Annotated in this window: 18 protein-coding genes and 2 pseudogenes; 13 read left to right on the top strand and 7 right to left on the bottom strand. The window is 64.0% G+C overall.

The genetic code is table 11. The features are described from left to right. The first annotated feature begins 94 nt into the window (after nucleotides 1–94). Genes J7U37_RS18820 through J7U37_RS18810 form a run of 3 tightly spaced genes read left to right on the top strand, consistent with a single transcriptional unit; the run spans nucleotide 95 to nucleotide 2,776 of the window. Nucleotides 95–1,657: an integrase arm-type DNA-binding domain-containing protein gene (locus J7U37_RS18820; RefSeq protein ID WP_247636680.1), complete on the top strand. Its 1,563-nt coding sequence runs from the start codon at nucleotides 95–97 to the stop codon at nucleotides 1,655–1,657. Further along, nucleotides 1,654–2,226: a hypothetical protein gene (locus J7U37_RS18815; protein ID WP_247636679.1), complete on the top strand. Its 573-nt coding sequence runs from the start codon at nucleotides 1,654–1,656 to the stop codon at nucleotides 2,224–2,226. Before J7U37_RS18820 ends, J7U37_RS18815 begins: the two co-directional genes overlap by 4 nt. Then, nucleotides 2,219–2,776 carry a hypothetical protein gene (locus J7U37_RS18810; protein WP_247636678.1) on the top strand — a complete coding sequence of 186 codons (558 nt, stop codon included), beginning with the start codon at nucleotides 2,219–2,221 and terminating at the stop codon, nucleotides 2,774–2,776. Before J7U37_RS18815 ends, J7U37_RS18810 begins: the two co-directional genes overlap by 8 nt. Nucleotides 2,777–2,914: 138 nt before the next feature. Here the strand turns inward: J7U37_RS18810 and J7U37_RS18805 are convergent. After that, nucleotides 2,915–4,095 (bottom strand): IS3 family transposase gene (locus tag J7U37_RS18805; protein ID WP_247636677.1). Its coding sequence is split into 2 segments (ribosomal slippage): nucleotides 2,915–3,834 and nucleotides 3,834–4,095, totalling 1,182 coding nucleotides; the frame shifts between segments, so codons are not numbered across the junction. Nucleotides 4,096–4,610: 515 nt separating this feature from the next. On the opposite strand from J7U37_RS18805, the gene J7U37_RS18800 reads away from it, so the two are divergent. Together J7U37_RS18800 and J7U37_RS18795 are read left to right on the top strand one after the other, a co-directional pair. Beyond that, entirely contained in the window at nucleotides 4,611–5,000 is a 390-nt protein-coding gene (locus J7U37_RS18800) for a hypothetical protein (RefSeq protein WP_247636676.1), read from the top strand. 866 nt (nucleotides 5,001–5,866) lie between these two features. After that, nucleotides 5,867–6,385, top strand: coding sequence for a hypothetical protein (locus tag J7U37_RS18795; protein ID WP_247636675.1), 519 nt, complete (start codon nucleotides 5,867–5,869; stop codon nucleotides 6,383–6,385). A 114-nt stretch (nucleotides 6,386–6,499) separates the two neighbouring features. Here J7U37_RS18795 and J7U37_RS18790 read toward each other — a convergent pair. Beyond that, nucleotides 6,500–7,602 (bottom strand): IS3 family transposase gene (locus tag J7U37_RS18790; RefSeq protein ID WP_247636674.1). Its coding sequence is split into 2 segments (ribosomal slippage): nucleotides 6,500–7,341 and nucleotides 7,341–7,602, totalling 1,104 coding nucleotides; the frame shifts between segments, so codons are not numbered across the junction. Between the two features lie 77 nt (nucleotides 7,603–7,679). On the opposite strand from J7U37_RS18790, the pseudogene J7U37_RS18785 reads away from it, so the two are divergent. Beyond that, nucleotides 7,680–7,937, top strand: a pseudogene (locus tag J7U37_RS18785) (ISL3 family transposase); the annotation flags it as partial. A gap of 105 nt (nucleotides 7,938–8,042) precedes the next feature. On the opposite strand, the pseudogene J7U37_RS18780 reads toward J7U37_RS18785, so the two are convergent. From J7U37_RS18780 to tssI, 5 genes and pseudogenes are all read right to left on the bottom strand, one after another. Then, nucleotides 8,043–8,402, bottom strand: a pseudogene (locus J7U37_RS18780) (transposase); the annotation flags it as partial. A 632-nt stretch (nucleotides 8,403–9,034) separates the two neighbouring features. Beyond that, nucleotides 9,035–9,403 (bottom strand): hypothetical protein, encoded by a 369-nt coding sequence (locus J7U37_RS18775; protein ID WP_247636673.1) that lies wholly within the window; start codon nucleotides 9,401–9,403, stop codon nucleotides 9,035–9,037. A gap of 667 nt (nucleotides 9,404–10,070) precedes the next feature. Beyond that, nucleotides 10,071–11,462: a type VI secretion system-associated FHA domain protein TagH gene (tagH, locus tag J7U37_RS18770; RefSeq protein ID WP_247636672.1), complete on the bottom strand. Its 1,392-nt coding sequence runs from the start codon at nucleotides 11,460–11,462 to the stop codon at nucleotides 10,071–10,073. Nucleotides 11,463–11,611: 149 nt separating this feature from the next. Beyond that, nucleotides 11,612–12,172: a hypothetical protein gene (locus J7U37_RS18765; RefSeq protein ID WP_247636671.1), complete on the bottom strand. Its 561-nt coding sequence runs from the start codon at nucleotides 12,170–12,172 to the stop codon at nucleotides 11,612–11,614. Nucleotides 12,173–12,179: 7 nt separating this feature from the next. Further along, nucleotides 12,180–14,003, bottom strand: coding sequence for a type VI secretion system tip protein TssI/VgrG (gene tssI / locus J7U37_RS18760; RefSeq protein WP_247636670.1), 1,824 nt, complete (start codon nucleotides 14,001–14,003; stop codon nucleotides 12,180–12,182). A 99-nt stretch (nucleotides 14,004–14,102) separates the two neighbouring features. Between tssI and J7U37_RS18755 the strand changes: the two genes are divergently transcribed. The 7 genes from J7U37_RS18755 to tssF all read left to right on the top strand — a co-directional run bounded on the left by J7U37_RS18755 (nucleotide 14,103) and on the right by tssF (nucleotide 21,759). Beyond that, a complete protein-coding gene (locus tag J7U37_RS18755) occupies nucleotides 14,103–14,645 on the top strand; it encodes an OmpA family protein (RefSeq protein WP_247636669.1) in 543 nt (180 codons plus the stop codon). Between the two features lie 131 nt (nucleotides 14,646–14,776). Further along, on the top strand, nucleotides 14,777–16,150 hold the full coding sequence (locus J7U37_RS18750; RefSeq protein WP_247636668.1) for a type VI secretion system ImpA family N-terminal domain-containing protein: 1,374 nt from the start codon (nucleotides 14,777–14,779) through the stop codon (nucleotides 16,148–16,150). A 277-nt stretch (nucleotides 16,151–16,427) separates the two neighbouring features. Next, the gene (tssB, locus tag J7U37_RS18745) at nucleotides 16,428–16,988 is read left to right on the top strand and encodes a type VI secretion system contractile sheath small subunit (RefSeq protein WP_247636667.1); all 561 of its coding nucleotides are present in this window, start codon (nucleotides 16,428–16,430) and stop codon (nucleotides 16,986–16,988) included. A gap of 69 nt (nucleotides 16,989–17,057) precedes the next feature. Then, nucleotides 17,058–18,551 (top strand): type VI secretion system contractile sheath large subunit, encoded by a 1,494-nt coding sequence (tssC, locus tag J7U37_RS18740; protein ID WP_247636666.1) that lies wholly within the window; start codon nucleotides 17,058–17,060, stop codon nucleotides 18,549–18,551. Between the two features lie 108 nt (nucleotides 18,552–18,659). Beyond that, nucleotides 18,660–19,142 carry a type VI secretion system tube protein Hcp gene (locus tag J7U37_RS18735; protein WP_247636665.1) on the top strand — a complete coding sequence of 161 codons (483 nt, stop codon included), beginning with the start codon at nucleotides 18,660–18,662 and terminating at the stop codon, nucleotides 19,140–19,142. A gap of 158 nt (nucleotides 19,143–19,300) precedes the next feature. Then, complete coding sequence (locus J7U37_RS18730; protein WP_247636664.1) at nucleotides 19,301–19,795, top strand: GPW/gp25 family protein; 495 nt, start codon at nucleotides 19,301–19,303, stop codon at nucleotides 19,793–19,795. Further along, the gene (tssF, locus tag J7U37_RS18725) at nucleotides 19,792–21,759 is read left to right on the top strand and encodes a type VI secretion system baseplate subunit TssF (protein WP_247636663.1); all 1,968 of its coding nucleotides are present in this window, start codon (nucleotides 19,792–19,794) and stop codon (nucleotides 21,757–21,759) included. Before J7U37_RS18730 ends, tssF begins: the two co-directional genes overlap by 4 nt. Nucleotides 21,760–21,782 lie beyond the last annotated feature (23 nt).

Here is a 21,782-nt window from a genome sequence, read left to right as displayed (position 1 = left end):
ACAGCCTGTTAACCAACACTGCCAAATACCTGTAAAACCAGACCTTTATCCGTGTCGCTACGCACTCGGCTGCGTTGCCTGACAGTGGATACCCGTGTTGTATCCCCGTTGTATCCAGGGGGTCGGCGTGGGCGAGACGAAGAGCCGAGGCAAGTATGCCCGCGAACGCGGCTTGATGACGGCCGACACGGTCCGGCGCGCGGCGGCCCTGATCGGCGACGGGACGCTCGCGACCCGGGGCGCCGAGTTCCTCGACACCGGGACACCGGGCCTGACTCTGCGCGTCACGCGGGCGGCGGGCACATGGTACCTTCGCACCCGGACGAAGTCGGTCCGCCTCGGCTCCATGGCCAGCCTGACGCTCCCCGCCGCCCGCGAGGCCGCGGCGCGTGCCAAGCGCGACGTCGACCTCGGCGTGGATCCGCGCGTCGACCTCGACATCTTCGAGCGCAGCCTGGCGCGCGGTGCCACCGTCGAGCACGCCACGGACGTCGCCTTTGCCCCCGAGGTACCCCAGCAATCCGAGGAGGAACGCCGGCGCGAGGGGCCCTGGCAGTGGCATGACCTGGTCGACCTGTTCCTGGCGTCGAAGCTCCCGACGCTCAAGGCCGGCTACGGATCGAAGTACGAGGCCTACCTGCGGGGCGACGAGTTCGAGCCCCTGCACGGTCGCGATCTCGCAGGCCTGCAGATCTCCGACTTGGAGGAGCTGCGGGACCGCGTCGCGGAATCCCGCACGGTCTCCGCCGCGGCCCGCGTCGTCGCGCAGGGCAAGGAAGCGTTGAGCTGGGCGTGGCGCTACCACGGCACGCGCTCCGGCCTCGGGCACGAGCGGTACCCGTGGTGGGACAGGTGGTCGATCCAGTACGCCCACACGCCGCGGGAGCACACGCCGACTGTCACGGAGCTCGTCCGAACCCTGCTCGTCGCCGAGCGGAACCTGGCGCTGGGAGCCACTGACCAGCGCACCGAGCCGGGCACGCTGGCGATGCTGTGGGCGATCGTCCTGACGGGGCAGCGCACCGGGGCCCTCGGAGGGACGAGGCGCGCCGGCATCATCCCCATGCCGGGCAGGCCCGGGTGGCAGGTCTGGACATGGACCGGGCAGGAGATGAAGGGGGGCCAACGTGCCGGCCGGCCGCATGCGTTGCCGATCCCGCCGGCGGTGCTGCAGGTGCTCGCCCCGTTCGACACCCGTCCGGATTCGCCGTGGCTGTTTCCCTCGCGGGTCGAGGGCCGCCACGTGACGCCCGTCGGCATGACGCAGTTCTTCCACCGCCTGGAGGGGCGACCGAAGGCGGGCAAGGCCGGATCGGTGACGCAACGGCCGAGCGGCAACCTGTTCGCGGCGAACCGTATCCGGGTCTGGACCCCGCACGATGCCCGGCGGTCGATCGCCACCTTCCTCGACGACGAGGAGCTGGGCGGCGCCGGCTCGGCGATCCTGGCGCACAGCCGGGGCCGCGGCGCCGATGAGGAGGCGCGGATCGAAGATATCACCCGACGGGTCTACGCCAAGGCGCAGCGTCTCGACGTGAAGGCCAAGGGCATGGAGGCATGGGTCGCCCACGTGCTCGCCGCATATGCGCAGGAGCGGGATGCAATGGTGCGTGCCGGCTTGATCTCGGGCTCGGCCGGCGCGAGTCTCCTGCCATGACCATGAGTGTGCACGATGCCCTGGAGGCCTGGGCCGAGGGGCGACTTCCCGTGGAGCGCGCCCTCGCGCTGACCGGGGCAGACTCGGTCGCCGACATGATCGTGCTCTGCGGCCTGTGCGACGTGCAGAGGCCACTCCTGGCTGGACCGCCCAAGGCCGCCTACGACCCCGCCGACGCCCGCTTCCTTGAGGGCATGCCCATGCCCCGGGCCCGGCCGGCCGGCCACATCGCCGAGGACGTCGGTCGCCCAAGGGACCTCTCGCCCGAGGAGCGCGCCGCCCGTCATGCCGAGGTCGTCGCGATGGTCCACTCCGCCCCGGACGCGCCGGCCGAACCCGGTGACGAGCTCTACCCCGTCGAGGACGGCCCCGGCTCAGGCCGGCGCGTCGAGCTCACCGTGCGCGTGCTCATCGGTACCGCGCGGTCCACCGTCATCGTTGCGGATCCCACCTCGGGCCGCGCCCTTGCCCATGAGGTCGTCGCGCATGGGGCCGAGCCCCAAGTGGCGGCCGATGCGGTCGCGTCCCTCGTGGCGAGTGGGATCGCAGGGAACCGCCAGGATGGCTGAGACCCTGCGGCCCCGGTCGATGGGGGCGTTCGAGGAACGGCTCGCGGCGAACCCGCGCCTGACCGACGACGACCGCGTGGCCCTGCGCGTCTGGCGCCTCGGCCGGGATGCGCGGGACCTAGCGGCGCGCGGGGACCCGGACGCATCCGCGGTGGATGCGGCCTTCCGAGCGGCGGAGGCCGCCGCGATTGAGGCCGAGATCCTGATGCGCCGGGTCGACGTCGAGGACCTGCGGGCCCGGTACCCGGTGCTTGCCCGGGACGCCGAGGTGACGACCGGAGTGGGGTGGCAGCCGATCCTCGAAGCCCTGCTCGATCGGCTCGCCGGCATGTCGGTGACCGTCACGTTGGTGCGCGAGAAGTTCGGCGGCATGGACGTGAAGGTCTATCCGGTCGGCCGCTGGGTCGAGACCGAGTTCGATTCCATGCGGGGGGTCAAGAAGCCCGCCGAGGAGGCGGCGCTCCGGACCTGCGAGGCCTGTGGAGCCCCGGGCACCCTACGGCGGAACGGGCGCGCCCGGACGCGGTGCGACAGGCACGCCGACGTCTGAGCCCCGATCCCGATGGACGGCATTTGAGCGATCGGCTTAGCGGGCCCTCAAGGCGGGCATGCCATCGTAACACGATGAGGAGATACGCGGGCCTCCCCATGAACTGATCGGCCCCCACGCGGTGGTCCAAAGGTAAAGTTAGTGCGCGGTAGGCCGCTCCACCACGGGTAGCTTGGCCGGCGGAGCTGGTCGGGTGAGCGCAGCCGGCCAAGCGGAGAAGGCTGGCACAAACACCTCGGGTGCCGGCGGCCGGTATCCCAGCGAGGCATGTGGGCGCACGCCGTTGTAGTGACGCCTCCAGCTTTCGATCACGATCTGCGCCTCCTTGAGTGTGTAGAAGATCTCGCCATTCAGAAGTTCGTCGCGCAGACGCGCGTTGAAACTCTCGACGTACCCATTCTCCCACGGTGAGTCTGGCGTGATGTAGGCGGTTTTGCTGCCGACCGCGGTAATCCAGGCTTGCACAGCCTTTGCAACGAACTCCGGCCCATTATCCGAACGAATATGGCCCGGTACGCCACGCAGGATGAAAAGGTCCGAGAGCACGTCGATAACGTCGATCCCCTTGAGCTTGCGTGCGACCCGGATTGCCAGGCATTCGTGCGTGAACTCGTCGAGCACGTTGAGCATCCGGATCTTGCGCCCATCGTGCGTGCGGGCCTCGACGAAGTCGTACGACCACACGTGATTGCGGTGTTCCGGGCGAAGACGAACACAGGAGCCATCGTTGTCCCAGATCCGCCCTCGTTTGGGCTGCTTGGCCGGCACTTTCAGCCCCTCACGCCGCCAAATGCGTTCGACGCGCTTGTCGTTGACGAACCACCCGGCCGCCTTCAGCAACGCGCTGATCTTGCGGTAGCCATAACGCCCGTACTTCTCGGCCAACGCCACAAGATCGGCCGTCAGAGCCTCTTCGTCGTCCCGGCCCCGCGGTACCTTGCGCTGCGTCGAGCGATGCTGTCCGAGCGCCCGATAGGCGCGGCGCTCGGAGACGGTCATCGTCCGCATGATGTGCTCGACACAGGCGCGCCGGCGCGCGGGGCTCAAAAGTTTCCCCGGGACGCCTCCTGCAGGATCAGCTTGTCGAGGGTGAGATCCGCAATCGCCTTTCGAAGCCGCTGGTTCTCGGTCTCCAGGTCCTTCATCCGTCGAACTTGATCCGACTTCAGGCCGCCAAACTCACGCCGCCATCGGTAGTACGTCACCGAACTCACGCCGAGCGCGCGGATTGCATCCGCCACGCTCTGGCCCTGTGAGATCAGCACATCCGCCTGCCGCAACTTGGCAACGATCTCCTCAGGCTTCGGGTGCTTTGCCATCTTGTCCGTCCTCCAGGCTCAAAAGCCATACCAAAGGGCGGACCACTTCAAGGGGGGCTGATCATGCCCATCAATCGAATCCGTGCGTGGGATATCGAAGTGAGGGTAGCACCGGCGATGCCTACAGCAAGCGGGAGCAAGCACTTAGGCAGGGGGCGGGAGGCAGGTCCCGAGCGCAATAATATAAGATGTAGCCGCCCCCTTCGGGGCCGGGCCGAAGTCGGCCCACCCCCTCATGGTCATCGCCCTTTATTATTGCGAATGTTACAGCCTCCGTTCAGGGCTAAAAGCCCATTGATTTCAACGAACGTCGTCAACTAATCCTCCCGCCACTCAGATATCTCGCGCACATTTCGCAGACGAATCGGGGGCGTGGCGAAGCTGGGTCTCCGGCAGGCCTGCCCAGTCGGTCTCCGGCAGGGTCAGCGGTAGGGCTAAGTTCAACTTAGCGAGTCGCGCCCTGGTGGGTTTCATGCCCATCCGGCATAGCCTGTATGCCGCAGGGGACAGCCGCCATGTTCGCCTATCCATCTCACGCCGAGGACGACCACGGCTTGGTGTTCGACGACGACGAGACGTACGCGCCGGACCACAGCCGCATTTCGTCAGTCCCTGCCCACGCCGCCGCCGCCAAGCGCGCAGCGGCCGCCCGGTCCCGCGAATGGCGCGAGCGGGCACGTAAGGCCGCCGAGCTCGACGCCGCGCTGGTGGACGCACTCGCCACGATCCAGGTGCAGGCCCTCGATGGCACGATCGGCGACGGCATCGTCTCGCCCTCGACCGCCCTGATGGGCGCGATGGGACGCGGGGATTTCCGCATCCTCGTGCGTAAGGGCTGGGACCGCGAGGTCGCCGCCAACGCCCTGAAGGCCCGCCTCTGCGCCGCAGCACCCGGAGCCCGATAGGCGGGGGTTGTCCGTTGCAGCGCCCGGGCCCGGACTCTCGGGCATGCGCCTCGCCACAGCCTACCTCGCTGCCATCCCTGCCGCCATCGAGGCATGGCGGCCCGACGCCATCGTCAGCATCCTCAGCCCCGGGCACCACGCCGTCCTGCCGGACTGGGGCGTAGCCAGGCCCTCGCCATCGTGGGTTTTGTGGCTACGGGCGCCACGCCTCAGCAGGCCTGCGCTTGGGTGCATGCCCAGGTGTCCCATGCCAGCCCGAACAGGCTGGTGCTCCGGCATGCCGAGGCACTCATGGTCATGCACCTGGTGGCCGCGGCGGAGGGGGGGCACCTACAACCGGGGGACGTCGGGGGCGGAGGGCGAGGCGCACCTATGGTCTGGCTGCATACACCACCCCCCTCGCGGGTCCTCCACAGAAAGTGCAGGGCCTGCAAGTTTCGCGCGTGACCACTCGTCTGATCCCAGACTGTGCATGCTCGGGCTGGAGCGAGCCCGGGGGGCACGAGCGCGGCGCGCCGGATCACCATTCTTGGCTCGCTGCCTGTCGTCGAGATTCCTTAGCCAGTGCCGTTCGCGAAGGATCCGCTTTCGAATCTTCCCGGCTTCTGACAAGTCGATCTTTCACCAACAAATTGAGCGCCATTCACAACGCTTTCAACAACGCCGTGTTGTGGAAACCGTTGGTCAAATATTTATTCAGTCAATGGTGTAATTTCATCTGGACTTATCTCAAAAACATGAGATTGTATGTCGATTTAGATTCGGATCTAAGCATAGCAATCGCCTAGACGTTAAGATCATCGCTCAACTCTAGCGGTCGCTGGCTCACATCAACTGCGCCAGTCAGCATTGAGGTGAAAACAAGCATGAAACGTCCTGTTTTAACAGAGCACTTGCCTGGGCAAATGACGATCTTCGAGATATGCGGCGAACCGGCCAACGAACAAACTAATTGCGCTGAAACAAATCTAAACTTATCTGTAATAAATACCGCTTCTGGTCCTGATCGTTTCAGCGCTAAACCAAGCAAAAAAGTCTCTAGGCTCAAGAAACGTCAAACGTTAACTAGTGATCTCCTGACAGCTCTGTTTGATGATGCTGGGCTTGGCAGGCGTCCCACCTGCAATGATTTGAACAAAATTCGCCGTATAATCTCTAAAGACATTCCGGAAGACATCCCATCTCCTGTCACAAAAATAGTTAGCGCTAGAAGAATTAACAAAAATATAGTCGCCCGCTTGCATCTATTCGACGGTGGAACGGGTACACTGACAGTACGGTTCGACAAGGATGAGTGGATGTGGGACCCACATGCGCCCGACAAGCGACCGTTTCACTATATCAATGGAGCATGGAGTCGCTTCGACGAAGCTGGTATTTTGTAGAACAGCAAATGGAGGAACGTATATCGCACTTCAGTGGCCTGCCCCTATCTGGTGGTCCAGGTTCGAAGTTCGTGCATTGTCGGTCTGGAGTTGACCCCGTTTGTGGTCCACGGCCTATGCAAGTTCTCGGGCTGTGACAGCTTGGTTGGCGAAGGCTCGGGGCGTCAAGCCGCCCAGGGCCGTGTGGGGTCGATCTTCGTTGTAGTGGCATCTCCATTCCTCGATGCGCTCACGGGCATCGGCCAGAGACAGGAACCAAGAGGCGTTCAGGCATTCCGCTCGTAGGCGGCCGTTGAACGACTCGACGTAGGCGTTGTCAGTGGGCTTGCCCGGTCGGGAGACGTCGATCTCGACCCCGTTCAGGTAGGCCCACTGGTCAAGCATGCGCCCGGCGAACTCCGGCCCATTGTCGACCCGCAAGCTCTTGGGCCGTCCCCTCAGCTTGACCAAGGCGTCGAGCGCCTCGGTCACCTGGAAGGCGCGGAAGTTGGCTCTCGGTGTGAGTGAGTGCGCCTCTCGCGTGTGGCAATCGACGATGGTCAAGATCCGGAATGGACGTCCGTCGAAGATGCGGTCGGATACGAAGTCCATGGCCCAGACCTCGTTGGGCCCACCGATCCCTGGCCTACCCTGACGGTAGCGCCAGGCCCGCTTGCGCTTAGGCAGCTTGGGCCGGATCGATAGCCCCTCGTCGCGGTAGATCCGGTAGGTGCGCTTGTGGTTCACCTCCCAGCCCTCCCGTCGCAGCAAGATGTGCAGCCGCCGGTAGCCGTAGCGGACCCGTGCGGCGGCCAGCTCCTTCAACCGCATCCGCAGAGCGACCTGCGGGTCGGCTCGCTTCCGGTAACGCTGGGACGAACGGCCGAAGCCGGTGGCCTGGCAGGCCCGACGCTCACTGATGTCGTAGGCCACCTGCAAGTGACCGGCGACTTCACGGCGAACGGCGGGCCTCACCACTTTCGTTTGAGGACGTCCTGCAGCATGGAGCGGTCCAGCGTCAGATCGGCGACCAGCCGCTTGAGCTTACCGTTCTCGTCCTCCAGCTGCTTGAGCCGTCGGATCTCCGGCACGCCCATGCCGACGAACTGCTTCTTCCAGCGGTAGAAGATCGGCTCAGATACGCCCATCTTCCGGCAAACTTCGTCCACCGAGGCGCCGTTCTCCGCCTGCCGCAGGGCGAAGGCGATCTGTTCATTCGTGAAGCGTTTGCGAGGCATGGCATCCACCCTCCTTCAGGGTTCAGGATGCCCGAAAACCTTGCGCTCAGCGCGGACCCGTTTGCTGGGTCAGGGTCAATCTCCTGTCCGGCTTACCGACCATGATCCGCGAGCGCAAACCGCCGGACCTCGACACCTGGATCGATACAGCTGCCCGCGGCCTCCTCGCGTCGTTCGCCAATGGCCTGTCGAGAGACAGGGCGGCTGTCGCGGCGGCGCTGTTCGAGCCGTGGTCGAATGGCCAGACCGAGGGGCAGATCACTCGCCTCAAGCTCGTGAAGCGGCAGAAGTACGGTCGAGCCAAGCTCGATCTGCTCGAAGCGCGGCTGATCGGCGCCGGGTCAGGCAGCTGCATCGAGAGTGCGCCAGGCCTCGCTTTGGGCGCCGATCCACAGTCCGGCACTCTCAGTGGTTTGATGCCCGCATCCAGAGGCTCCCGAAGAATGGCTGTCCAAAACCGCCGCGGATGGCAAAGCTTCGCGTGCAACACGTTCACGGCCGGCCGTGACGAGGTGGTGGTTGATCCGACCTAACAGGCCGTCGTCACGCCAGCCGCTGAAATAGCCGTAGGTGGTCGAACGCAGAGGTAGATCCTTGGGCATCAGCCACCACGCGATCACGCCGCGTAGCACGTAGAAGATCGCTTTCAGGATCTCCCGCACCGTCCAGACCAGCAGACGCCCGCAGGATGCAGGCTGAAGCATCAGCGGCTCGAGGACAGTCCACTCGGCATCCGTCAGGCCGGTTTCGTAGCGCAGGCCCGAGCAACTATGCTGCCGCCGGGTGGTCGGGGTCCACATGGCACTCCCAGATCAGGCTTCATCACCCTTCTGAAAATACTGCCACCCCGGCCACTCAACCTCAAAGCACACCCTTATCGGACGGTCTCCTACGCGACCGCCTTCATTCCGGAAATCCAACTACTTAGAGTGCATTAAAAACCGACACCTAATAACACGTAATTCGAAGCTAGGAGGCTGCTGGAACGCCTAAGATAAGGCCTAGAGACGCCGTACCAGGGTTCGAGAGGTGTCGCACTGACAGCAATCGGACGTGGTGGGAACGGACTGATTAACAGGGCTGTCGAACGGCTAAGATAATCAGCGACGTTCGTAAAACACAGCGCCGCAGCGCGGTAATTCTCTTTCGCCTCAAGCGGCCGGCAAACGGTCTCGAGATGCGCACGCGCCGCGGCGACCCTTTGCGACGATCCGAGTGAAACGTTCTTCGCTTGAGCCACTCCGGCGAAAGCCGTAGCAGCCAGCACGATGGAGAATACGATCACCTTATACGGATGCTTGAACATGCAACAGACTCTCTGCCTATCGAGGATCGTACACAAATCAATTTCCGAGGGCAAGCCTTAGTTCCGAGCTTACGGCACGGGCCGCCGATGGCACCAACCGATCGCTTTTGCCGGGCGATTCATTTGTCATAGGTAGGAGGCAACCTGTCCGAAACCCATCGCCCGGGCCCGGATACGTATCTGCATTTTCTGGTCCTCGCGCAGGGTGCCGAGCAGAGGTTGCACGGCAAAATAGACCCGCATGGATGTGCTGGTATCGAAGGCACTCGATGCGTTTTGTCCGGCCCGAACGAAGGTGAGTTGTTGCGCGCTGATCTCGTTCAGAACGACTTCGACCGGCGGCCAATGCACCGCCTGTTCCGGCGTGAGACGCAAGGAATGCCTGATCTGCCGAATGTCGGCTGGGGTGAGCACCTGCAGTCCTTTTAGAGCTGGCGCGGCGCGCGGTTTGTCAGGTTGCTGAGGCGGAAGCGCGGTCCGCTCCGGCACGGGCAAGGCCAGATCCCGAGTTGGCACCGGGGGGACGGACAGCAGCGCGGTGTGACGGCGAGCGGGGGAAGTCTCGCCCGCAGCGTGGGAGGGCAGCAGGATCGGCGCGCGAGGGTCGAACGGCGGATTACCGAGGGTCTCGGCGGGACCGGCCTTCACCGAACGAGGGGCTGAGGCACGCTCCAGTTCGTCACGTTCTAGGACACTGGGTAGGAGGGGTTGGGCCTGATCAATAAGAAGACTCGATCTAGGCAGCTCGGTTCCACTACCGCGAGGCGTTAGGGACACCACCGTGAAGGCCCCTAGTCCAACGAAAGCCGCAAACGCGAAAATGCCCGCTACGTAGGACGCCGCAGTTCTCCAGCGCATTGAAGTCTCCCACACAGACAGACGGAGCCCGACATTAGAGCATCACCCAGCTCCGTTACAATCAGCCGTGCCCCCAAAATCGGGGTGAAGTGCCGGGCCTTGCGGCGATCGACGGATCAGGTTTGTATTGACGCAGGAACTTATGCCAGCACACGACTTGAAGCTCCAGCACACGACCTGAAGCTATTGTCATCACCCAGGGTTACAGAGCTCGCATTTTAGGTCGCGGCCCGCTGCTCCGGATGCAAGGCATCCTGCCGCGTCACCGAATATCATCGCCCCACACGAACAGCCGTCAAATTTCTCATTTCCGACCGTCGTAGGAATCCGAGAAGTAGACCATGAAGGCGTCGATCATGCCGTCTTCGTGAGCCGCAGTCATAGCCGCCCACCGGCTGGCGTAGAGGTCCCACAGGCGTGCCTTGCGCGAGCCGAGTAGACTGCCCAAACCCCGGTCCTCGCTGAGTGCCTCCACGATCTCCTCCGGGTCGAGTTCCTTGAACAGGAGACGTAAGGCGTCCCGCATGGCCTCGAACACCTTCTTCTGATGGGCTTTGGCATCACGAAATCCGTCCTCGAGGGCGTCGTGCGCTGCGAGGTAACTTCGATTCGGACGCCCGAACATGATCTGAAGCGCATCGTCCACCGTTGGCGAGAACTTCAGCGGATTGTTGCCGACCGACTGGATCGTGGTGTGGGACGACACGCGGACGATGCGTTTGGTCTCCGTGCGCGCAGCGAGCAATTGCTTCAGGCTGTCGGCGACGAGGCGCGTGAGAACGCCGAGATCCTCGGCAAGATCGGCCGGATCACGCCACGCCACGGTTTCGGCCGGGATCCCGGCGCCCTTGGCGAAGCGACGCACGAACTCGTCCACTCCGACGGGGACCGTCGAGGCCGCCTGCGCCGCCGGGACCCGTGCTCCGGCTCCGACCGGGCGCGGAGGGTCGGCGATCTGCACGGTGCCTAAGGAGGGTTCGCCCCAAGGGTTCGGGGAAGGCGCCGGTTGCGAGGGCGGGGCCTGCGGCGAGCCGCGGAAAGGAGGCTCGGGAAAGGGCGAGCCAACGCTCCGGCCCGGATCGGGCCAGGGCTGGAACGGAGCCGTTGCAGGCGCATCATGGCGGTGCGGCCTCGCTTCTCCCTGAGACCCGAGCCCGGGAATGGCGTCGCCGGTCTGCGGCGGACGCTGGTCACGGCCGGGCCCCTCCGGCATGTCGATCAACTGTGCGGAGAAGTCGGGGCCGACGGGACCTGGCCGACCCGATGGCTTCAGGAGGCCGGGGTCGATCGGCCCCGGGGCGCCGAGGCTGTCGGCCCACGTATCCGCGCCGGCCGCACCGAAGGGCGGGCGCGCCACGTCCGGCTCCTGCCGCATTCCCGCCTCGCCGTCGATCCGGACATCGATGATGTACTGCCCGATATAGAGCCGGTCGCCGGTGCGGAGAAGGCAGGGCTCTTGGACCCGTTGCGTGGTCTGGTTCACGAACGTGCCGTTGCGCGACACGTCGTTGAGCCAGTAGGCCCCGTCCCGGAAACGGATCTCGCAATGGCGGCTCGACACCGTCGGATCGGGCAGGCTCCATTCGAGATAGGGGTCGCGCCCGATATCGAGCCTGTGTGTCCCGGAGAGGGTGTAGCTCAACGGGCCGCCATGGGGCAGGCTGGTCTTGTTCTCGATCGTCAGATGCAACGGCATAACGTACTCAACCGCTCCCGCGACGGGCCTCGGCCCGTCGGTGCTCGCCCGCAACTCTGCCTCCGCCTGTCATACTTGATGACCCGGCCCCACGGAAACGCCCGCGCCGCCTGAATAGCGGCGCAGGCGGCCTGTCCCGCTCGGAATCCTCAGGCGGTCTCCCGCGGCTCGCGCATCATGTGCAGCGCCCCGTCGAGACAGCGCCCGAGCTTCTCGGCACGGTCGCGGGCGGGCACGAGGGCAAGGGCGCTGAGCACGGCGATCCGCACGGCTCTGGCGGTGTAGTGAGGCGGCGACGGCACCACGCCGGGGACGCCGGGCGGTGCGATGTTCCCGCCCGACCAGCCTGCCGCGAGGGAAAGCCACGTCGTCGGACGCTGGCGGTCCTCCTCGGTGCCGAGCCGGAGCGCGGCGAGGCGCTTGTCCTCGTCCGGCGCGTAGACCCAGTCCTCGGCGGCGCGAAGCGCTGGATCTCGCGTCTCGACGCCGGGAATGAGAAGGCGCAGGCACTGGCAGGCCCACCACACGGTCTCACGCCGATCGAGCACGTACGCGCTGAAGGTCACGCCATCCTCCGGCGTGTCGCTCCCGCGCAGGATCTGCAGATAATGGAACGGCGAATCGGCGTTCGGCTCCAACATCAGGTCCTCACCGAGGGTCGGGAAGGCCTCAAAAACCTCTCGCGCCGAGCTGAAGCGAAGCTTGCCCATCGACCCCTCAATTGATCTTGATGATTGAGGCTTTTTGGGTGATGAACATGCCGTCTATCTTGATATCTCCCGACTCGATCTTGATCGACGAAGTCGTCATCGTAATCTTGCTGCTTCCGACTTTGAATACGATTTCCTGGGTAGCCGTGAAGGAGATTTTGCTGCCGACGGTCGCGTTCCAGTCTCCGCTATCGATCTTGAGTTGATCGTCGCCGTTCTTGATCTTGGTCGAGCGGGCCGGCGAGCCGACCGGCGTCTCGAAGGTTTCGCCGATCACCCGGGTCTCGGCGTGCCGGACGACCGTATCATGGTCCTTCTCCGCCCGCATCCGAATCGTTTCACCGCTTTTCTTGTCTTCGAACACGAACTCGTTGTAACCGTTGTGGCCTTTGGTCGAGTCCGACTTGATGCCGGAGATCGTCTTGTTGTCCGGCAGCGCGTAGGGGTAGCGAAAGTCCTTATTGTAGACGGTGCCGACCACGAGCGGCTGGTCCGGGTCGCCCTCCAAGAACTCGATCACCACCTCCTGGCCGACGCGCGGAATGAATTGCGTGCCCCAGGACTTCCCCGACCACATTTGCGCGACGCGCACCGGACGGGAGATCTTGGAGGTATCCCGGTTCCAATGGAATTGAACGAAGATCCGGCCCTCTTCATCGACGTCGATTTCTTCGCCTCGGCTCTTCTCGCGGGCAACGACGATGCCGGTCTGGGGGCCGCGAATGTGGGGCCGCGGGGTAATCAGCGGGGCTCGGAACGGCTGGTCGCTCTTCAGGAATTCGTAGTGGCCACGATAGTTTTCGCCCGCGTCGGACCCGTAGCCAGAGCTGTACCCCTCAGCTGTGTAGGTGTGCCGGGCCCGCACGACCAAGTACTCGGCGTTGTCGGTCGGGTGTTGCATCAACACCACAAGGCCGCCGGGATGAAGGCTGATGGCGTCGCCCTCCGCGTATTTGCGGCGGTCGGCGGCCTGGGCTGCTTCGAGCCGCACCTTGGCGAAACTCCGGCCGCGGTCCTGCTCGGTGTAGCGCCCTGGATAATCGTAGAACTCGAAGTTCGATTTCTCGTAGCGTTCGGAACCCGTCGATTCCGACTTCAGGTCCGCCGTCGGCTTCATGTAATCATGGTCGTTGAGCGTGATCTTGCCTGTGCGAAAGCGCCGCTCCGCCGCCCATTCGGAGAGGTGCTCGCGGTCGCGTCGATCGTCCCCGACCAACGGGATGAAGGGCAGGCCGCCGGAAATCGGGATCTTCCGGTGGCAGGACCGGGAGTCGGCCAGTACCAGATTGTGCTTGTCCCGCGAGTGCTCGTAGAAGACATACAGCCCGAATTCCTCCATCAGCCGCGAGACGAAAGTAAGATCGCTCTCGCGGTATTGAACACAATATTCGATGTCAGGATAGTCGACTTCATTCGCTTTTACAGTATAGTCGCCAAATCCGGCCTTATCGAAGACTTCCTTAATGATTTTGACGACATTCATTTTTGAAAAAATACGGCAATCACCCCTCTGGCCGAGGAGCCATAGCCACGGCCGCAGCACCAAGCGGTATGCGTAGTATGCCTGCTCCTCGCCCGTCCACTGTGCTTCGACAAGTATTCCGTTAAAATGGCGTTCCGCGCCGCGATAACCGGAGAAGGCAACGTTGCAGGCTCGACCAATGGATTTGCTAAAATCGATGTTACGGTTGGGGCTCAAGGCGTCAATTCGATATTCGAATAGTTCGCTTAAGCCTTCCTGTGCTTCGAACTGAGCAATGACAAGCTTGTCGCCTTCCACGGGAGTCGTCAATTTGGCGATGCGCGTGGTTTGGGATGGGTCGAATTGCATACGTTGAATCGCCTTTGTCCGCTTTTCCGAACGGCCTTTATTCTTGACAGTAGCGGATGCCGCGGCCATAGTCACGCTGAGACGTTGGGGGTCGGGACGATGGTAAGTTTCGCAAAATTGTCGCTTGGTATCTGCGGGTGCTTGATCCTCGCGGGTCCCGCGTTCGCTCAGGTTCAGCCGGCCTATCGCGCCGACGAGATCGAGAGGCACTTCCTCCCGGAGAACAATCTCGGTGCGCCGCGGGCCCTGTGCATTGGCGCGGAGAGTCAGTGTTCGAATGTCACCCCCGCCGCGCCGAAGACGACGTCCGGCTTCGATCTCCTGGTCAACTTCGAATATAATTCGGACCGCCTGACGCCGGCGGCCAAGGCCAACCTCGACGAGTTCGCCCGTGCCATGCGCGGCGCCCGTCTTGCGCGTGCCTCGTTCACGGTCGAGGGTCACACCGACGCCAAGGGTGGCGAGAAGTTCAACATCGATCTGTCCGCCCGGCGCGCCGACGTGGTAGTGCGTTATCTCGAGGCTCACGGTGTCGCCGCCGAGCGGCTCGAGGCTAAGGCTTTCGGCAAGTCCCGGCCGCGCACCAACGATCCGGCCGATCCCCTCAACCGCCGCGTTGAGGCCCGCCTGCGCGCGCAGTGACGCGGACACGTGCTTGGACGCGTTGTGTGCGGCGGGTCGGCGGAATGCGGGATTGAGGGTCGTGCTCGGGCGCTTTTCCGCCCGGGTGGGCCGCGGTCCCGGGATCGGCCTTGCGGGACCTTCAGTGCATCATGGCTGCTTTGAATTTTTCCGCATTCGGCAAGCCGATCTCGGCGTCCGATCCGTGCGGGCCTGACCTCGATTTGGAAGGCGACGTCGCCTTCATGAATTGCCTGGCACAGGCGGATGCCGTGCTGCCGACGCAGTTCTTCGTGCAGGTCGGCGACGCGAACGGGAAGCCTCGCTCGGTCATTTTCGACCGTGTCGATTCCGGCAAGGGCACCGAGTACGATTTTCCCGGACAGCTCAAGACCGTCTCGCGGCTGCTCGATCGAACCCGGGATGTTAGGCTGCTGTCGCTCGCCGGCCGTCTGACGGCCCTGAACCGCGATCTGCACGGATGTGCGGCCTGTGTCGCGGCGACGGCGCGCCTTCTGCGCGACCATTGGGGCGACGTCCACCCCCGGGCGGAGAGCGGCGATTTCGGCTATCGACTCGGCGTCCTCCAGGCGCTCGACGACCTGTCGACGATGGTCCTGCCGTTGCAGCACCTGACCCTGTTCAGCAATCGCCGTCACGGCCCGATCAGCTTTCGATCCTACCTCGTGGCCTCCGGCGCGGCCCAGGCGCGCGAAGACGAGACCGCAATCGCCGAGCGCGAGTTCGAGCGTGTTCTTCAAGATGCCGATCCCGACGATCTCGCGGCCTGCCGAGAGAGCGTCTCCCTTCTCAACGAGGCCGCTCGCACCATCGCGGCGGTGACCGGCGAACGCGTCGGAGTGCGTGATGCGGTTGGACTCGCACAGCTGATCGACCTGTCGGCCAAGATGGCGCAGTTCCTCGCGCCGGCCGGCCCGGCGGCGGACGCTCAGGCGACGCCCGGGCCGACAATCGAGGACGATGCCATTCCCGCGGCGTCTGCGGTACGCGCGTCAGGCGCCGCGCAGGCCAAGGGCGCCGGCGGAGAGGTAGCGAACGCCCCTGCCGCCCGCGCCGCCCTGGAAGCTGTCTCCGACTACTTCCGTCGCCACGAGCCGTCGAGCCCGGCCGCTCTCTTGGTGCGTCAGGCAGAGCGTCTGATCGGGCTGCCGTTCCAAGACGTCATCCGCATGCTCCTGCCGCGCTACGCCGAGGATGCCACGATCTACATCGGCCCGAAGCCGGAGAAATCGTTCCAGCTCAACCTGGAGCGCGTCGCAGCCGGCCTCGGAGAGGCTGCGGCGGAGGATGGAGAGGAGGTCGCCAAGCCGGTGCATTTCAACGTCGCATCGCGGGGCGGAGCCGTGGCCTTGCTGCGACAGGTCGCAGCCTTCTATCGCGCGCATGAGCCGTCCAGCCCGATCCCGCTCTTCACGGACCGGGCCTGCAGCCTGATCAACCAAGATTTTCTCAGCATTCTCTCCGACGTGCTGCCCGGCGTCCGCCTGGCACGCGACAACGACTAGAGCAACGGCCTGAAAGTCTATTCTGGCTTTCTAAAGAGGACGCTGCCGCACAAAACCATCGGGGATCAGTCTGGATCCGATATCCAGGGCGGTTCTCCGAAGCGTCCGCCGCCGACCCGGATCGGTCCGGTGAGAGGGGCGCGACACAACGAGAGCCAGAGCGGCACCCGACCATTAGGTTCGGGGGCTGCTCCGAGCGAAACGTCTGGGCGGGCGCTTCTCGCGCCTGCCCAAGGCGCCGGTGCCAAGCCGGCGAACATCGAATGAGGAGGTTGCCATGGCTGATTCGGGACAGAAGTTCATCAAGCGCAATCGCCCGCCGCGGGTGCACATCACCTACGAGGATCCCTACGACGCCGAGCGCAACGTTGAGCTTCCGTTCGTCATGGGAGTCATGGCCGACCTTTCCGGCACCAATCCCGGCGTCGAGAAGGAGCGGTTCGCCGAGCGCAAGTTCGTCGAGTTCGATATGGACAATTTCGAAAAACGGATGGCCAAAATCCAGCCCGGGACGTCGTTCCGCGTTCCGAATCGTCTATCGGATAAGGAAGATGAGAAGCTGTCAGTGAATCTCACTTTCACGAAGATGGAAGACTTCAGCCCGGCGGAGATAGCTCGCAAAGTAGAGCCGCTCGCATCTCTGATGAAAGAGCGCGAGCGCCTGTCCAATTTGCTGCGCTACATGGATGGAAAAGTTGCAGCGAGCAGCGAGATTCAGGAGCTGCTGAAGGATCGCGAGAAGATGGCCGCGGTCCGGGAGATGCTGGAGCGGAGCCGCTTGGCCAAGGAAGCCACAGAAGCCGAGGCCAAGGACGAGTCCGAAAAGGGCGACGCGTGATTCGGCTGCCGCACCGGCGCGCCTCGACCGCACCGAAAACGAGATGAGGAGGCGATGATGTCATCGGGTATGACCGGCTTCGACCGCCAGCAGGATGGCGGTGTGCAGACGGAAGCGGACGACTTCTCCGAGATCCTACGCCAGAGCTTCAAGCCGCGGACCAAGGAAGCTAAGGACGAGGTCGAGAGCGCGGTCGAGGTGTTGGTCACCCAGGCCCTCGCCAATTCGAACGTCATCAAGGAGGATGTTCTCGACACCATCGAGGGCATGATCCGCGAGTTGGACAAGAAGCTGACCGTCCAAGTCAACGAGATCCTTCACGCCGAGGAATTCCAGAAGATCGAGAGTGCGTGGCGCGGTCTTCATCACCTCGTGATGAATTCCGAGACGGATTCGAGCTTGAAGATTCGTGTCCTTAACGCGTCGAAGAGCGAGTTGTACCGGGAGCTGCGGCAGTATCCGGGCGCGCGCTGGGATCAGAGTCCGCTGTTCAAGCAGGTCTACGAAGCCGAGTTCGGTCAACTCGGCGGCGAGCCGTTCGGCTGCCTGATCGGCGATTACTACTTCAGCCATCAGCCGACGGACGTGTCGCTGCTGCGTGACCTCAGCAAGGTGGCGGGCGCCGCGCACGCGCCGTTCTTCGCGGCGGCCGATTCGACGCTGCTCGGAATGGACAGCTATACGGAACTCGCCAATCCCCGTGACATCGGCAAGATCTTCGACACGCCGGAATACGCGGCCTGGAAGTCCCTCCGCGACGCACCCGATTCGCGCTATGTCGGGCTTTGCCTGCCGCGGGTGCTCGCTCGGGTTCCCTATGGCGCCAAGACCGAACCGGTCGAGGAATTCGCCTTCGAGGAGGAGACGGACGGCCACAAGGGCGAGAAGTACGCCTGGATGAACGCCGCCTACGCGATGGCGACGAACATCAACCGCGCCTACAAGGAATGCGGCTGGACCGTCCGCATCCGCGGCGTCGAGTCCGGCGGCGAGGTCGCGAACCTGCCGAGCCACACCTTCCCGACCGACGACGGCGGCGCCGATCTCAAGTGCCCGACCGAGATCGCAATCAGCGACCGGCGCGAGGCGGAACTGGCTAAGGCCGGTCTGATCCCACTCATCCACCGCAAGAACACCGACAAGGCAGCCTTCATGGGTGCCCAATCGCTCTACAAGCCGAAATCGTTCTTCGGCGAGAAGGGCACCGAAGCGACAGCGTCCGACAATCTCTCGTCCCGTCTGCCGTATATGTTCGCGGTGTCACGGTTCTCTCACTATCTCAAGGTTCTGGTTCGCGATAAAATTGGTTCCACGAGAGAGAAGGAGCAGTTGACGAAGCTGCTTCAGGAGTGGATCAATCAATATGTCGACGGTGATCCGAAGAACTCGTCGGAACACGTGAAAGCCCGCCGGCCCCTAGCGGACGCTCGGGTGGACATATTCGAGAATGAAGAAAATCCTGGTTATTACTCAGCACGATTCTATCTTCGGCCTCATTATCAGCTCGAAGGTATGGATATCGGTATGAGCTTGGTCTCGCGGCTTCCCCCCGTGCCGACCTGATCGTAATACAGATATACACAGATCGTTGGATCGACGGCGGAGACATGATCCGCCACTTGGACTGAAGACGCCTATGACCGCGTCCTGGGCAAATGGAGGAAGCAAGCGATGGCCGTTGATATTTTTCTCATCCTCGATGGGATCGAGGGCGAAGCACAAGACAAGACACACGAGAACAAGATCGATGTTCTCGCTTGGTCCTGGGGTGCTGCACAGTCCGGCACGACGCACATGGGCAGCGGCTCGGGCGCGGGCAAGGTCGCGGTGCAGGACATCAGTGTGACGAAATACATCGACAAATCCAGCCCGACGCTCTTCAAGTTCTGCTGCACGGGTAAGCATATTGGGAAAGGCAAACTGGTCGTCCGCAAGGCCGGTGAAAACCCGCTCGAATACTTGACGATCGAGATCAACGAAATCATCGTGTCGCATGTGTCGATGGGCGGATCCGGTGGCGAGGATCGGTTGACCGAGAACGTCACGCTCAACTTCCGCGACTTCAAGCTGGTCTACACGATGCAGGAGAAGAACGGCAGCAAGGGCAAGCCGGTCGAGCACAAGTGGGACATCGCGAAGAACGCCGAAAGCTGAGCGCTACCCGCGACGGAAGCGCGTCAGGGTCCAGTCAGCATCGCCGGGCACGCATCGCGCCCGGCGATGCTGTCGCCCATCACATCATGAGTCGGTGCGGCCCCATGACGTCCCGTGTTAGAGCCCCCTTCGTCGAAGCATTCCGGAGTGCCGTCCGGGTGCGCGACAGGGGCGATGCCCGTGAGCGAGACGATTCTCCCAGTGAATCGGTCGAGGGGCGCGCGGTGGTCTCCGGTCGGCGCTCGGTCACCAAAGGCGCCATTTCCGAAAGCGATCTCCAGGCCATCGTCCGGCACGATCTCACCGCGCTCATGAACACGGTGCATTTCGCGGCGGGGGAGGATCTATCCGATCACTCTCATGTCGCGAGCTCGATCCTGAATTTCGGTTTTCCCGACCTGCTCCGACGCTCCATCGACGAAAACAGGATCAACGATATTGGCGCCGAGATCGAGACGGCCTTCACGATTTTCGAATCACGTTGCATCCCGGGCTCCGTGCGGGTGACCCCGGACAGCCGTGTTCCGATCGAGGAACTGCGCGTCCGCTTCATCATCTCCGCCGAGATCAGGTCGGATCCCCTCAATCTGCCGGTGCGGTTCGTCGCCGATCTCGAGCGGGACACCGGCAAGATCGTCGTCCAGCGTCGATGAACCAGGAATTCCTCGACCTGTACAACCGCGAGCTCGGCCTGCTGCGCGAGCAGGCCCGGGAATTCGCGACCGAATTCCCGGGCATCGCGGAGCGGCTCGGCGGCCTGCTCGACGAGCGGTCCGACCCGATGATCCTCGGCCTCCTGGAGGGCGCCGCCTTTCTGGCCGCGCGAGTCCAGCTCAAGCTCAAGCACGAGTTCCCCGAATTCACCACCAACCTGCTCGAGCAACTCGTCCCGAACTACCTCGCGCCGACGCCCTCGGCCCTGCTCGCGGTCGTTGCTCCGACCTTCGGCGATGCCGCCCTGCGCATGGGACGGACCATCCCGCGCGGCGCCTACCTCGACGCGACGCACCGTGAGCAGCGTGGGCGGGTCGCCTGTCGCTTCCGCACGACCGCGAATCTCACGATCTGGCCGTTCGAGGTCACGCGCGCGGAGTACGCCTCCACCCCCGGCCCCTTGCAGGTACTCGGCATCCCGACCGGCAAGGACACGGTGGCGGGCCTACGCCTGTCGCTGTCCGTCCGCACCGCGGCGCGGCGCGAGGACGAGCTGCCGGAGACGGTGGCCGCCCGTTCTCCCGAGGCTTGGTTCAAAGGTTGTCCCGTGGACCGGCTGCCGATCCACCTCGTGGGGTCCGAAGCCGACGCGGTGGCGATCCTGGAGCAGATGATCGCGCATCGGACGGAGGTGTTCCTGCGCCGCTGCGGTCCGGTCGGCGATCCGACCGTGATCCGCCTGCCCGAATCGGTCATCGAGCCTCTCGGCTTCGGGCCGGACGAAGCCCTCGTTCCGGAGGACAAGCGTGTCTTCGAGGGCTTCAATGTCCTGCGCGACTATTTTCTGTTTCCGCGCAAGTTCCTCGGATTCGCGCTGACCGGCCTGCGCCCGTTCCTCGAGACCATGGAGGCGCAGACCATCGACATCGTGATCGGTCTTCGGGAGGCGAACGGTCGTCTCTCGGCGGCGGTTAAGCCGGATGTCTTCGCGCTCCATGCGGTTTCAGCGATCAACCTGTTCCGCATGTCCCTGGATCGGGTGCCGGTCGTTGCCCGTCAGCACGAATACCATCTCGTTCCCGACCGGAGCCGCTGGCTCGACTTCGAGGTGCAGCAGATCCAAGAGGTCTATGCCCATTACGCCGGCCGGGCCGACAAGGTGCGGGTGCCGCCGCTCTACGGCGACGAGTCGCAGCCGGGGGGGCGGCCCGCCCTCGGCTACACCATCCGGCGTCGTTCGCGCCGACGCACCAATGCCGAGCGCACACATGGCGTCGCGTCGGACTACACCGGATCGGACGTGTTCCTGTCCCTGGTCGAACCCATCCAGATCGACAGCGCTGCCGACGAGGGCGTGGTCGAGTTGAGCGTGCGGGCCCTGTGCACCAACCGCCACCTGCCCGAACAGCTCCCGATCGGCGAAGGGGCTGCCGATTTCCACTTCATCGACGACACGCAACTCACGGTGACCTGCGCCGCCGGCCCGACGGCGCCCCGGGAAGCGGTGGTCTCGGCGATGCGCAGCCGTACCGAAACGGCCCATACGGGCGCGGTGGCGTGGCGCCTCGTCAACATCCTGAGCCTCAACCATCTCGGATTGGTCGCCCGCGGCGCGGGCGGGAATGCCGAGGCGTTGCGCGAGATTCTGATGCTGTTCGCGGATCTCAAGGACAGCGCGGTCGAGCGGCGCATCCGCGGTGTGCGCAGCATCGACAGCCGGCCGGTGGTACGCCGCCTCACCCGGCGCACCGGCACCGGGATCGCTCGCGGCACCGAGATTACCGTGGAGCTGGAGGAGAAGACCTTCGAGGGAAGCGGCGTCTTCCTCCTCGGTGCGGTGCTCGACCGCTTCTTCGCCGAGTATGCCGGGCTCAATCACTTCACCCAAACGGTGCTGCGGACCCCGGAGCGCGGCGAGATCATGCGCTGGCCCCCGCGGGTCGGCGCGCGGAGGCCGCTGTGACGGACGATTCCTCCGCTCGCCGC

Source organism: Methylobacterium sp. 37f (assembly GCF_023093475.1).
Taxonomy (GTDB): Bacteria; Pseudomonadota; Alphaproteobacteria; order Rhizobiales; family Beijerinckiaceae; genus Methylobacterium.
The sequence above is the reverse complement of the archived record's forward strand: the minus strand, read 5'-3'. Positions and strand labels throughout refer to the sequence as shown.